Origin of the sequence: Mycobacterium sp. (genome assembly GCF_040509115.1) — a bacterium.
Lineage (GTDB): Bacteria > Actinomycetota > Actinomycetes > Mycobacteriales > Mycobacteriaceae > Mycobacterium.
This window is the reverse complement of the sequence record NZ_JBEVLO010000001.1, coordinates 1-11,793: the sequence shown is the minus strand read 5'-3', so window position 1 is coordinate 11,793 and position 11,793 is coordinate 1. Positions and strand designations below refer to the sequence as shown.

General features: G+C 63.0%; 13 protein-coding genes. 4 read left to right on the top strand and 9 right to left on the bottom strand.

Annotated elements, in window-relative coordinates; translation table 11 throughout:
- Positions 1-210: 210 nt before the first annotated feature.
- Positions 211-636, bottom strand: a complete 426-nt coding sequence (locus ABW137_RS00065; protein WP_526395714.1) for a nuclear transport factor 2 family protein — start codon at positions 634-636, stop codon at positions 211-213.
- Positions 637-998: 362 nt separating this feature from the next.
- On the opposite strand from ABW137_RS00065, the gene ABW137_RS00060 reads away from it, so the two are divergent.
- Positions 999-1,469, top strand: a complete 471-nt coding sequence (locus ABW137_RS00060) for a winged helix-turn-helix transcriptional regulator (RefSeq protein ID WP_526395713.1) — start codon at positions 999-1,001, stop codon at positions 1,467-1,469.
- A 266-nt stretch (positions 1,470-1,735) separates the two neighbouring features.
- Here ABW137_RS00060 and ABW137_RS00055 read toward each other — a convergent pair whose 3' ends face one another.
- The 3 genes from ABW137_RS00055 to ABW137_RS00045 are packed head-to-tail and all read right to left on the bottom strand — an operon-like array spanning position 1,736 to position 4,522.
- Complete coding sequence (locus tag ABW137_RS00055; RefSeq protein ID WP_526395712.1) at positions 1,736-3,688, bottom strand: acyl-CoA synthetase; 1,953 nt, start codon at positions 3,686-3,688, stop codon at positions 1,736-1,738.
- A gap of 54 nt (positions 3,689-3,742) precedes the next feature.
- Positions 3,743-4,126, bottom strand: coding sequence for a 4-oxalocrotonate tautomerase (locus tag ABW137_RS00050; RefSeq protein ID WP_526395711.1), 384 nt, complete (start codon positions 4,124-4,126; stop codon positions 3,743-3,745).
- Positions 4,127-4,141: 15 nt separating this feature from the next.
- A complete protein-coding gene (locus tag ABW137_RS00045) occupies positions 4,142-4,522 on the bottom strand; it encodes a hypothetical protein (protein WP_526395710.1) in 381 nt (126 codons plus the stop codon).
- Positions 4,523-4,723: 201 nt separating this feature from the next.
- Between ABW137_RS00045 and ABW137_RS00040 the strand changes: the two genes are divergently transcribed.
- Positions 4,724-5,641: a LysR substrate-binding domain-containing protein gene (locus tag ABW137_RS00040; RefSeq protein ID WP_526395709.1), complete on the top strand. Its 918-nt coding sequence runs from the start codon at positions 4,724-4,726 to the stop codon at positions 5,639-5,641.
- Between the two features lie 245 nt (positions 5,642-5,886).
- On the opposite strand, the gene ABW137_RS00035 is transcribed toward ABW137_RS00040, so the two are convergent.
- The 4 genes from ABW137_RS00035 to ABW137_RS00020 form a co-directional block, all read right to left on the bottom strand.
- Entirely contained in the window at positions 5,887-6,519 is a 633-nt protein-coding gene (locus ABW137_RS00035) for a class I SAM-dependent methyltransferase (RefSeq protein WP_526395708.1), read from the bottom strand.
- A gap of 377 nt (positions 6,520-6,896) precedes the next feature.
- On the bottom strand, positions 6,897-7,517 hold the full coding sequence (locus ABW137_RS00030) for an NADPH-dependent F420 reductase (protein ID WP_526395707.1): 621 nt from the start codon (positions 7,515-7,517) through the stop codon (positions 6,897-6,899).
- Between the two features lie 83 nt (positions 7,518-7,600).
- Positions 7,601-8,554, bottom strand: a complete 954-nt coding sequence (locus ABW137_RS00025) for an SDR family oxidoreductase (RefSeq protein ID WP_526395706.1) — start codon at positions 8,552-8,554, stop codon at positions 7,601-7,603.
- A 39-nt stretch (positions 8,555-8,593) separates the two neighbouring features.
- On the bottom strand, positions 8,594-9,229 hold the full coding sequence (locus tag ABW137_RS00020; RefSeq protein ID WP_526395705.1) for an NADPH-dependent F420 reductase: 636 nt from the start codon (positions 9,227-9,229) through the stop codon (positions 8,594-8,596).
- A gap of 117 nt (positions 9,230-9,346) precedes the next feature.
- On the opposite strand from ABW137_RS00020, the gene ABW137_RS00015 reads away from it, so the two are divergent.
- Positions 9,347-9,919, top strand: a complete 573-nt coding sequence (locus tag ABW137_RS00015) for a TetR/AcrR family transcriptional regulator (RefSeq protein ID WP_526395704.1) — start codon at positions 9,347-9,349, stop codon at positions 9,917-9,919.
- Positions 9,920-10,174: 255 nt separating this feature from the next.
- Positions 10,175-10,591 (top strand): glycosyltransferase family 9 protein, encoded by a 417-nt coding sequence (locus ABW137_RS00010; protein ID WP_526395703.1) that lies wholly within the window; start codon positions 10,175-10,177, stop codon positions 10,589-10,591.
- Between the two features lie 168 nt (positions 10,592-10,759).
- On the opposite strand, the gene ABW137_RS00005 is transcribed toward ABW137_RS00010, so the two are convergent.
- Positions 10,760-11,793, bottom strand: a 1,034-nt coding sequence (locus ABW137_RS00005; RefSeq protein ID WP_526395702.1) for a LysR substrate-binding domain-containing protein, incomplete at its 5' end; no start/stop codon positions are given.

Sequence of the window (11,793 nt, the reverse complement as noted above, 5' to 3'; positions counted from 1 at the left end):
GACAACCCGTCGTGACCTCGGTGCGTCCCGGCCAGCGGCCAGTCGCTTCCCGGGATGATCCACTCGTTATCTTTCGCAGTTACCGCGAGGAGGGCATGCTTGTCGCCGCTACCCAGCGCTTCGAAAAAATCCTTGACTGTCTGCACATTCTCTCCAATGTTCATCGATACGCTCCTTCGGTCTAAGACCGGATCTTAGGTGGGCGGCGAATCAGGCAGCCTCAAGTCCGAGTTGCTGCAGCATGACGGACGTCTCCCTGTAGCAGTGAAACGATGTGATCTTTCCGCTTGCGAGATGGAAGACGTCGCAACTTGGGACGTCTATCGACCGTCCCGTCGGAGCGAGCGAGCCCGAAGGCAAGGTGAGCTCGCCTCGGTGCATCCCGCGGATGGCAAGTTCGACGATCACAACGCTCTTCGCAACGTAAAGGCTGAATATCTCGCGGTGGACATCTGGAAAGGAGTGCCTAAAGCCAGCGATCGAGTCGCCGATCTCCTTGCCGTGGCAATCGACGCCAGAGGACATGTCGCGCATATATCCCTCGGGAGCAAAGAGGGAGACGACCTTGTTGATGTCCGTGCGATGCCCTTCCGACGCGGCATACAGCTCTCGGATGACTTCCTCGTTTGTGAGCATGTTCAAATCCCTGTAAGTCGATGGTCGTTGGACGTGACCGTTCGCGTGACGCACCCCGTCCGGGCTGCGTCACGGGGAACACCTTGGCGCCGTGGCGACTCGCGGCTTGGCCACCGCAGTCGCCCTTCGTGGCACAACGACGGATCGCGGCCGCCACTTTCCGCACCGATGCTCCCGATCTTGGCCATGCACGACTCCTCGATGTGGTGCGGAGACTTCCTCAACCGGCGCCAGTCCCTACAACGGCTCTACCGCGTGATGATGCGGTCTCCCGACCCGGACCATGCTAGATCTAGCACTTGTAAAAGGCAAGTAAGCGGCACTGATTAGTTGCATGGGGCCAGCAATGTTAAGATGACGTCATGAAGACATCAGGCTCCCTCCGGTCCCACTGCGGCGTGAACTATGGCATCGAAATTTTCGGTGATCGATGGTCGCTGCTAATCATTCGCGACATCGTTTTTGTCGGGAAGAAGACCTACGGCGAGTTTTTGAATTCGGAAGAACGGATTGCTACCAACATTCTTGCCACCCGCTTGGCGTTTCTCGTCAGGCAAGGCGTTCTTGCAAAGTCCCCGAGCCCTGAGGACGGTCGCAGGGACTTTTATACGTTGACTGAAAAGGGACTCGACCTGATTCCTATCGTGCTCAACATCGCGCGCTGGAGTGCGAGATACGACTCGGATTCTTACGTGCGGCGACACAAGAAATTCCTCGCGCGACTGGATCGAGACCCCGTGCAGTTCGGCGAAGAGCTCAAAGCGCTCGTTCGCGCCGGAGGATGCGTCTTTCCCCAGGCCGCCGCAGGAAAACCGGCACGAACAAAGAAGTGACCGCCGACAGCGTTGGCGGATCAGCATGGCCTGGGCATTGCGTTCGTGGCCGACACTCTGCTGTCGCAGGCGTTGCGTGATGGCCGTCTGGTGACTGTGCTTCCACACTAAACGATTCCTCCGCGGTCGATGCGTTTTCTCACGGTAGCCGGCGGGCGGCCGACGCCCAAGTTGCGCACGTTTTCGGCCAGGTTGAGGTCAGGCTCGATGACGACAACAGTTTTTCGCCGCGACCGCATAAGATTCCTTTCAAGACCGTCGCTCGGTCACTGGATGGCTGCACTGAAATGAAAAGTGAATGGAAAGCCCCCGAGGACCGCTCTGGCGCGCGGCTCAAGCGCGGGACCGTCAAGCTCGATCTGCACGGTTGTCCCGCTGGACCTGCCCTCGTTCACCGCGATTGCATTGACCCGAATGTCCGCCTCGGCCAGTGCAGTCCGCAAAGCGTCCAAGACTTCACGGTGCTTCAGGTCGAGCTTAAAGATCTTCCCCACCGCGGTCACTGGCATGGCCTCGATAATGCGGATGTACTTAGGTAGCGCGGCCCGCTCCGTGATCGCGTCACGTAGAAATTCAGCGATTTGCTGCTCCGACGCCGTCGCTCCGGGCTTCAACTGGACGTAAGCCACCGGCAGCTCGCCAGCACGGACATCCGGCCTTCCGATCGCCGCGGCGATTTGCACCGCAGGGTGGCGGTGCAGCGGCTCCTCGATCATCGCAGGGTCGATGTTGTGGCCGCCGCGGATGATCAGGTCCTTCCTGCGCCCAGTCAGCCAGAAATAGCCGTCCGCGTCCTGGCGACCGAGGTCACCGGAGTTGAGCCAGCGCTTGCCGTCGCCGGTGTCAATCCAAAGACCTTCATTTTGTTCGGCCAGCGCATAGCCGGCGAAGACATTGGGCCCTGATATGACGAGGACACCCACCTCGTCGACGTCGCAGTCACGCACATGCGCACCCCCGTCGTCGACGACCACGGCCTTCATGTGTTGCCCAGGCACCCGCAGGCCGACCGAGCCCTCGCGTCGTTCGCCCAGCGGCGGATTCGCGCTACTTACGCACGTCGCCTCCGTCAGACCGTAGCCTTCCAGGATCTTAATGCCGGTCCGCTCCTGAAACGTCCGAAGGACCTCGACAGGCAGCGGCGCCGCGCCACAGAGGCCGTACTCGAGCGAACTGAGATCGCGCGTCCCAACTGGGACCTCGAGAAGCGCCGCGTACAACGTTGGCACGCCGCTAAAGAAGTTGATTCGGTGGTATTCGACGATGTCCCAGAAGCGATTCATCATCCCGTCGCTGCGATAGCCTTGCGGCGTGCCCAGGACCACGTGCGCGCCTCGCGAGAAGGGGACCAGGCCGGTGGCGATCACCGCGTTCACGTGAAAAAGCGGCAGTCCGCAGAAAAATGTCTTGCTCGAACCGACACCGTCACCGAGGAACTGTGCGGCGCTCCATGCATTGGCAACCTCGTTGCCATGGCGGCGCTTGGCTATCTTGGGAATTCCGGTGGTGCCACCGGTGCAAAAGTACGAGGAAAAATCGTCGGGGTGAAAGCGCCGGCCACTGGTGAGGAAACGGTCAGATTCCTCGCGTGTGCCTGAGCGGAAGTCGTGCACAGCGATCCGGGCGGGCACCGCAGCGCGGACACCACCGCGCCCGAGCTGCCTGGTCACTTCCCCCCGTTGCATCAGACGCGCAATCAAGCCCGCTGCGCCGCGCACCCGATCGGCCAGGTTCACGAGAACCAGGTGTTTCAACGAGGGCACCCTGTTCACGACGCCGTGGACCTTCTTCCACACGTCCACGCCGGGAAATGGCGCGAGCGTCACCAACACTTCGGCGCCCGCGGCATTTAAAAGGTCGACGATCGCGGAGGCCTCGAGCAAGGGATTGATGGAGCACACGATACCCGCCGCCTCCCCGCCCCAAATGACAAAATGCGTTTCGGGAAGGTTAGGTAAGACATAGGCGATAACGGAGTCCTCGCGCACCCCCAGCCGCGTGAAGAAATTTGCGGTGCGCGTAATGTCCGACAACAGTTCGCGGTAGGTCCAGCGCTCCGCGCGATGATGCTCCGAGGCGCGCATGAAAAAGCTCAGGGCCGGCGCGTCGGGATCGATGGCGGCGCCCAGCTGCAGCATCTCGTAGGTGCTGCTTGGCAGGGCAGTCGGTGCCCGGGCTTCGACCGCGATGACGTCGGCATGGCTCGCGATGCCCTTCATGCGACTTCTCCCGGGCATTCGCAAAACACCCACGGAAACCTTGATGACCTTGCTTTAGCCAACGACCATCTCCCGCTCCTCTTCCTCGCCCGGCTCCGGAATGACACGGCCGCCTTCCATCACCCACTTGGCCTCGATCGAGATCAACTTCACCACCACCTCGGTCGGCGCCAAGGAGGCTACGGCGGCGATCGACGCCTGCAGGTCTCCTCGCAAACGATCGATCAACTCCGGCGTTCGATTGCCCCCCGTGCGAACGTTGCCGATGACGCTCAGGACTTCGCCTCGGCGCAGGCGGTACGCCTTCAGAAACAAGACATTAACGAAATGCAACGGGGCGCCCGTCAAGCCGCAATGAACTGCCCCGATAACGTCCGCAATACGCGCCTGCGTGTCGTCACCAAGGTCTCGACTGCAGGCACAGTTATAAAACGGCATGGCCGGTTCCTTGCATCAGGTACGAATCGAGAAATAACCATTCAGATATCTAGACGTGTACATCTGTACGAGTCGCGAGACGACGAACCGAAGGCGCGCCGTCGGCCGGACCCGATCAAGGTCGAGAGCCCGGTACGCCGCCACGTAGTCGCTGTCGGACATCGTTAACGCCAGATCAGCGGTGCTGACCCCCGCGCAAGCGGCCCAGGCCGACGACAGGGCTGCCAGCGCCCGGTGGCGTTCGGCCATCGTGATCCCCGCCGGGGCTTCAACCATCAACCAGCTGACGTGGTGAAGATTGCCTTTGGTATAGCCCTGCCCGCGAGGCACGATGCGCCAGATGCACGTCAGCTTGGCCTGTTCGCCGAACAGCCCGATATAGGTCCGCTGTAGCACGTCTTGTAGCTCCCGGAGCTGACCCTTGGAAAACTGGCCAGATCGGACATGACAAAGAGCTAGATTCACCGCGCGACCTCGTCCAGGTAACTTTTCTCACTATCGGTAGACTATGGCTGCCCTGTGTCGCCCGCAGCAAGGGACTTTTTTAATCTCTTAGATGAGAAATTCTCAATGTCTCGGCTACCTTCTCTCAACGCAATGCGTGCCTTTGACCTGACCGTCCGCTATGGCAACCTGACGGCGGCGGCCAAAGAACTCCACGTCACTCCGTCTGCCATCAGCCATCAGCTGAAGCGGCTGGAGGATCAGCTGGGCGTCGTTCTGCTCGAACGCCACGGAAACCAAGTGCGGGCGACCGAGGGCGGCAAGCTATTTCACCAGGATATCGCTGACGCATTCGACCGCCTGACTGCTGCGGCACGGCGGTTCAACCCGCCCCGAGATCCGAATGTGGTGTCGTTCACCACGACGCCTGCCTTTGCGGTCAAGTGGCTGGTCAGGCGGCTTGCCGATTTTCATCGCCGGCACCCGAGCATCGAGCTGCGCATGATCACGACGTATCGGCTGATCGATGTCGGACTGGGCGACTGCGATGTCGCCATCCGGTTTGGCGCCGGGCATTGGTCGGCGCCCTACTGCACCAGGCTCATGGGCGACACCGCGCAGCCGGTTTGTAGCCCCAGCCTGCTGCCGCCGAGGCGCCGCCGACTTACCCACAGCCAAATCCTGGCCCTGCCGCTCATACATCAGGCCATTCAACGTAATGACTGGCTGACCTGGGGCCAGTTACACCAGGTGCCGGGGCTGACAGAGCCGATGGGCTTACGGTTCAACGAGCCCTTGGCGGCCCTCCAAGGGGCCATCGACGGCATGGGGGTAGTGCTGGGCGGCGGTAGCTTGATTCAGGACGACGTTGCCGCGAGGCGGCTGGTGAAACTCGCCGGCCCGGTGGCCATGTCCGACGCCCACTTTATCGTTTCCCGCTATCCGATCCATGGCCGGTCCGCCGTTGCCGTGTTCTGCCAATGGCTTATGGAAACTGCCCGCCTATATGAAAGCACGCAGCCCCCCGTCGAACTGGCGATGCCGCCGCTTACCTTTCGCAACGACGACTGACGACAGCGTGGCAGAGCAACGACGCGAGCCCGCCTCAACCGTCACGCAGATGGACGCCGGTCCGATACGCGACGGGGCGGCACCGGTGCCCGCTCTCTCGCGGCGCAGACATCGTCGATGATGGCGCAGCATGTACGGGACGTCCGTCGCGCGTCGACGGCTCAGAGCCGGGCCGCTCGGGGTCGATGCCGCCGCTGACCGATGCAGCGAGGAGCGCCTCGGTCATTGCGCGGCCGACGTACCGATCAAAGCTTTCTGAAGCGATACGCGAAGCGGTCGGTTTCGTTTTTGATCGCGGGGTCGAACGCCTTGGCGGCGTGTGGATCGTTGCGATTGGCAAGCAGGGTGGTTTCTGCGTCCAGCACGAAGCCGACCCCTTCTACCTCCGCTTGAACGAACGTCGCCTCGATCCGATGCAGCGACGGGGCGTCGCCCGCGCCTCTGCCGGCAGCGGCGGCGTGGTCGACAATGACGTAGTGACCACCGGGCTTCAGTCGCGCATGGACGGCTTGGTTGAACTGAGTCGCGGTCGCGCCCCTGGCCTGCATCAGCGGCGTATGCAGATCGTGGTAGAACAGGTGCAGCCACAGGACGTCCGCCGGTGCCAGCGACGCCGGCAGCGCCACGAGGTCCGCCGTGACCGTTTCGACGTTCCCTCGGCCCGGCTCATTCGCAAGCGAGCGCATTCGGCCAACCGGATCATTGTTGAAGTGTGCAACTTCGGCGGGCACGAAGCTGTAAACACGCCCTTCGGCTCCCACGACGTCCGAATACAGGTTGGTCCAATCGCCGTCGCCCGGGTACACGTCGATGACGGTAGAGCCGGCGCCGACGCGAGCGAAGTCAGTCAGCGCCGCTAACTTGGATTGGTCGTACATGGGAGGTTTCCTGTGAAGTTAGGTCGGGACAACACGCCGGACGCATCCCGGCGGTGGATCGCCGGCGACGTGCCGATCCGCGCTTATGTACCACTGACGCCATCTCGGTGCGGTGGACGGCTCGACACCCTAGCGGCTCGCCATCGGCGAGCCGTTCTGACAGTGACCGTCGGCACCTCGTGCTCTCTCGACACTAAACCCTCGCGCGTCAGGAAAGCCCAGGAGCGGGGACGGAGTGTGTCGCGCGTGTGCAGCTTTTGAGGGCGAGGCCGCCGCTGGCCGGGGTGTCGGTGCCTACCGTCGGCGGTCGGCAGGCGGCGCGGCCATCATCGGGCGTTGATTCTTGCCTTTGCAAACCATCGCTCGGCAGCGGTCACTCAGCCGATGTCGACCCGCATCGCGAGGTCCCACGTGCCCGCGCCGTGTCTGGCCAGATTGATCATCATCAGGCCAAGGGCCTCCAGCGACTGGGCCATGTGCAGCCCGCCCACGTCCAGCGGCCGCAGCCCGATACTGTCGAGGAACGCCGAAACACGTGCTTTTGCCTTCGGATCGTCGGCCGCGATGAACGCGTCAAGGCGTCCACCCTTGGCAAGGACGTGACCGAAGATGGCATTGAAGGCCTTGACCACGGAAACGCCCGCCGGGACGCCCTTCGCAGTCTCCTGGGCGCCCGAGCTGCCGGGAGGACTAACCAGCGTCGACAGGTCCGGTGCAACGGGATTGGTGACGTCAATCACCACCTTGCCCTCGAGGGCGCTCCCAAAATCGGCCACGACGGCGGCAACACTGGCGTATGGCACAGCGAGAATGACCAGGTCGCCCGCCAACACGGTTCCATACACGCCGGCGGTGGCTTTCCCGGCGAGCGTGTCGACCACTGCCTGCGCCTTGGAGCTTTCGCGGCTGACGACTTCGACGGCGTGCCCGGCCTGCGCGGCACGGCTGGCGATTGCCCTGGCCATACCGCCGGCCCCGATGATGCTGATAACGGTCATGTACTGTCTCCTGAAGAAGGTGGCGCCGCCGGCGCACTGTCCGGCGGCTTGATTGCAATGCGGCGAAGCGGATGCGACGTCACTCAGTGGGCAGGAAAGTAGTGCCCGTTGTCCAAGTCGGCGAAAAGGCGGGGCTGGACCGGTGCCCAGCCGAGGACCCGGCGCGTGATGGCGCTGGACGCGGGGGTATCCAAAGTCACCAGGTTGGCCAGGAACCCAAAAAACCCGGGCAACATGAGCGGGTCCGCCGGAATGGACACTGCCGGCAGGTTCAGGCGGCTGCCCAGGGCCTCGGCGAGTTCGCGAAAGGAGAAACCTTCATCCGCGACGGCGTGCCAGTTTCGGCCGGCGGGGCCGGTTTCCAGTGCCAGACGGAACGCCGAGGCAACATCGCGGGCGTGCACCGCGGTCCAGCGGTTCGTGCCGTCTCCCGGATAGCCGACGACGCCCTTGGCTTTGGCCAGGCCGATCAGCAGCGGCAAAAAACCGGCTGTATCGGTCGTGCTATGCATGATCTCGGGGATCCGCACGATCGACGAGCGTACGCCCCGATGGGCCAGATCGATCACCGTGGTCTCCACGATGTTACGAACCCGCAGCGTCCCGGCGTACGCATCGCCGCCCGGAAGGGACGGATCCTCCTCCGTCGCCGGCCGGCCCAGACCGTCCCAACCCGGGCCACCGATGCTTGCCGACACGACCAGCGGCTTGCCGGTCCCTGCCAGTGCCTCGCCGTAGGCCAACATGATCTCGCGCTCGGCGGCGGCCACGGCGGCGATCCCGCCCGAGGGAAGCAGGTCCTGTCGGTGCGCGACATGGATGACGCCATCGGCCTCCACTGCGGCAGCCTTGAGCCCGTCGAGATCCTCCAGGCTGCCGCGACGAACCTTGGCGCCAAGCTTAATGACGACTTCCTCGGTCTTGTCCGAGCGCGCAAGCGCCGTGACGTCATGCCCCGCGGCGATCAGGTCGGCGATGATGTAGGGACCGGAATGGCCGGTGCCGCCCGTAACAAAAACGTGCATATGGGTACTCACTTTAAGGATGGAAGATGAGCGGTCGGGGCGCCTGCGGCCTTAGCCGGCCACGGTGACGCCGATCGCGAATTGGGTATGCTTAATGGCGTGTGTCATCAACCCGAGCGTGAGCATGCAGACGTGCTCCAGCGTCTGCGCCACGCGCAGAGGCCCCACGTCCCACGCGCGCAGGCCTAGGCTGCCGATGAAGGATGCGACCCGGGTCTTCGCCGCCACGTCGTCTCCGGCCACGAACACATCCAGCGTGGTTCCAGCGAGCGCACCGGCCGCCAGGACGTGGGAAAATTGCGTGTTGAACGCCTTAACGACCGTCGTGGCAGACCGGGCAGCCCGGGCGATCTCCGCCGCACCGAACGTGTCCCCGGCGGTCAAGAAACCGGAGAAGTCGGCTTTGATCGGGTTGGTGATGTCGACCAGTACCCTGCCCGAGAGTGCGTCGCCGTACTCCGCCAGCACGTCCTGCGCGGACGCATAGGGCACTGCCAGAATGACGAGGTCGCCAGCTGGGGCGGCGCCGAATACGCCAGTCGAGGCGCGTGCGCCGAGCTGCTCAGCCAGCCGGCGAGCTTTCGCGGTGTCGCGACTGGCCAGTTCCACGGCGTGCCCCGCCCCGATGGCCAGACGGGCGATAGCCGCCGCCATCTCACCTGCTCCAATAATGCTGATCGTGCTCATTCGCGGCCTCTACATGGTTGACGGCCTGACGGTTCGTCGAAGCCGCTCGGCTGGTGTACGATGTGGATCATTGGTCCAATTATGTGGATCAGTGATCCATATGTCAATGGACCGCCCATGCGCGCCGATGCACAAAAGAACTACAACCACATCCTCGCAGTCGCTCGTGGCGTCATCGCCGAGCAGGCCGATGCGTCGATGCGCGACATCGCCCGGCGCGCTAACGTCGGCTTGGCCACGCTGCTGCGTCACTTCCCAACGCGTGAGGCCTTGTTCGAAGCGTTGATGTGCACGGATCTGGACGCACTGACCCGCACGGCGACGGATCTGGAAACGGCGCCGTCGGCGGGCACCGCGCTGGTGTCCTGGGTCCGTGAATGGGTGGCCTTCGCCCAGAGCCACAAGGGCGTGGTCGCACTGATGGCAGCTGCGCATACGGACCCCGCCTCGGCGCTTTACGCCGCGTGCGCCGCGGTGCACGCGGCGAGCGCTCGTCTGCTGCAGCATGCGCAAGCGGACGGGTCGGCCCGCGCGGACATGGACGGTGACGACCTGTTTGCGCTCATGACGGCGCTAGGTTGGGCGGTTGACCAACCCTCGTTCGCTGCGCGAGCGGATCGGCTGGTTCACCTGGTCACCGGCGCGTTCCTGACCTGTCCGTCGAACCCCGCAACCACGCGCACGACCTGAACTTGAGCGCACTTCTGACTATCCAGCTGATGCTGACTGAATATCTGAACTGCGCCCCGAAGCAAGCTCACTTTTGAAAGTCGCCAACCTATCGCTGCCCACTTATCCAAAGCCCGCACTTTCAAATGCGCAGTTTTCCAAAGTGACAGCGTAGCAACCCTCGCGAGAAGACGGGCCCGATCGTCGGCATTTGCGGCAATGCGACGGGGAACAAGCGTTTCCCCGGAAGCCTGGTGGACAGATTTTACGGCCACGTTGCACGGCGCCCTTCCCCACGCGTCGATTATCCAGATCATCCCCGCGCATGCGCGCTCAATGTTACGCGGAGCATGGCCCGGCTATTACTTCTCAGGTATTCGCCACACGGCGGCGGTACTGGCGGGCCTGGACCTGTTCGTCACCGCAGACTGCGGCGTCATGCATCTGGGGTCGGCAACAGGCGTGACGACGATAGGACTCTTTAAGGCAACTGTCCTTGAGGCCTATGCTCCCTATGGTGGCCAAAATATTGGGCTCGATACCGCTGACGCCTCGGGAAGTGATACGGCGCTCCGCGTCATCGAGCGATTCAAGCTGACACGCGGCGGCGTTCTGCAACCGAAGCATGCTCCGAGGCCAACACGAACACAGGAATTAACCGCCGTGGCGCTCATAACGGAGGCTGATGAATGAAGGTCGATGAATGCACATCACATCCGCTGTTCGGCATGTCACTTGGAATGCGTCGCGCCCCCTTTTATGTCGCGAGACGACAATTCGTCCAGTAAATTCAACCACTCGAGCCGTAGACCCTGGCGGCCGGGAAGCTAGCCAAGCAACCGTGCCTGGGCCAATACCACGTCAACAACCATCCTGCCGCTCCCGCAGAATTCTCACCAGCGACCCGAGGGCCGACGATACGCGTCTGCGCGAGGGATAGTAAAAGTGGAACCCCGGGAAAGGTGGTGTCCAGTCTTCGAGCATTCGCACCAGCGATCCGGCTTCCATGTATGGCTGCGCCTCGTGTTCCAGAACGTACGCAACGCCTAGCCCATCGAGCGCGGCCTGGAGCATGACCTCGGGCTCGTTCGTGAGCAGAGGCCCGGTGACCGGCACCCGGAGGGCGCTGTGACGCTTTTCGAATTCCCAGGCATAGATGGCGTTCGCGGCGACCATCCGATAATTGATGCAACGATGATCCGCCAGGTCTTTCGGCACGGCCGGCGGCGCGCGATCCCGGAGATAGGCCGGGCTCGCCACGACGGCCATGCGCAGGTCCGGACCCACCCGAAACGCCACCATGTCGTCGGCCAGCTTCTCGCCGAGGCGAATGCCGGCGTCGAAGCGGTCGGCGACGATGTCCCTGAACGCGTATTCGATCAGCACCTCCACGGAGGCGCCTGGATGCCGTGCGGCGAACTCGCCCAGTACCGGCCGGATCACGGCTTCGTACGCCTGGCGGGTCGCGGTAATGCGAACCGTCCCGGTGACGTGGTCATGTTGCTGCGCCAGTCCATCGAGTGTCTCCTCGATCGAGGCCAATGCGGGCCCGAGCGTTCCGAGCAAACGATCGCCCGCTTCGGTCGTCGACACACTGCGGCTCGTCCTGTGCAAAAGCGCGATGCCGAGGTTTTTTTCCAGCCTCTTGATCGTATAGCTGAGCATCGACGTGGATATTCCCAGCTGCGCGGCGGCGCGCGTGAAGCTGCGCAGTTCGGCCACCGCGGCAAAGGCCGCGAGGTCGGGCAAGGACCGGGGGCCATTCGTTCGACCTGCTTTCATGGTCCATCCAAATTGCGAGCGATGATCGAATGATCGGAGCGGCGTAGCCTTCCGGTCAAGCCGCACGCCATGCGGCACCACCAAGAGGAATCGACCATGCTCAACGACAACGC

Coding starts and splice junctions, on each gene's coding strand:
- ABW137_RS00035 (WP_526395708.1), bottom strand. CDS start 6,519: ATGTACGACCAATCCAAGTTAGCGGCGCTGACTGACTTCGCTCGCGTC.
- ABW137_RS00015 (WP_526395704.1), top strand. CDS start 9,347: ATGCGCGCCGATGCACAAAAGAACTACAACCACATCCTCGCAGTCGCT.
- ABW137_RS00040 (WP_526395709.1), top strand. CDS start 4,724: ATGCGTGCCTTTGACCTGACCGTCCGCTATGGCAACCTGACGGCGGCG.
- ABW137_RS00050 (WP_526395711.1), bottom strand. CDS start 4,126: ATGCCGTTTTATAACTGTGCCTGCAGTCGAGACCTTGGTGACGACACG.
- ABW137_RS00065 (WP_526395714.1), bottom strand. CDS start 636: ATGCTCACAAACGAGGAAGTCATCCGAGAGCTGTATGCCGCGTCGGAA.
- ABW137_RS00020 (WP_526395705.1), bottom strand. CDS start 9,229: ATGAGCACGATCAGCATTATTGGAGCAGGTGAGATGGCGGCGGCTATC.
- ABW137_RS00030 (WP_526395707.1), bottom strand. CDS start 7,517: ATGACCGTTATCAGCATCATCGGGGCCGGCGGTATGGCCAGGGCAATC.
- ABW137_RS00055 (WP_526395712.1), bottom strand. CDS start 3,688: ATGAAGGGCATCGCGAGCCATGCCGACGTCATCGCGGTCGAAGCCCGG.
- ABW137_RS00060 (WP_526395713.1), top strand. CDS start 999: ATGAAGACATCAGGCTCCCTCCGGTCCCACTGCGGCGTGAACTATGGC.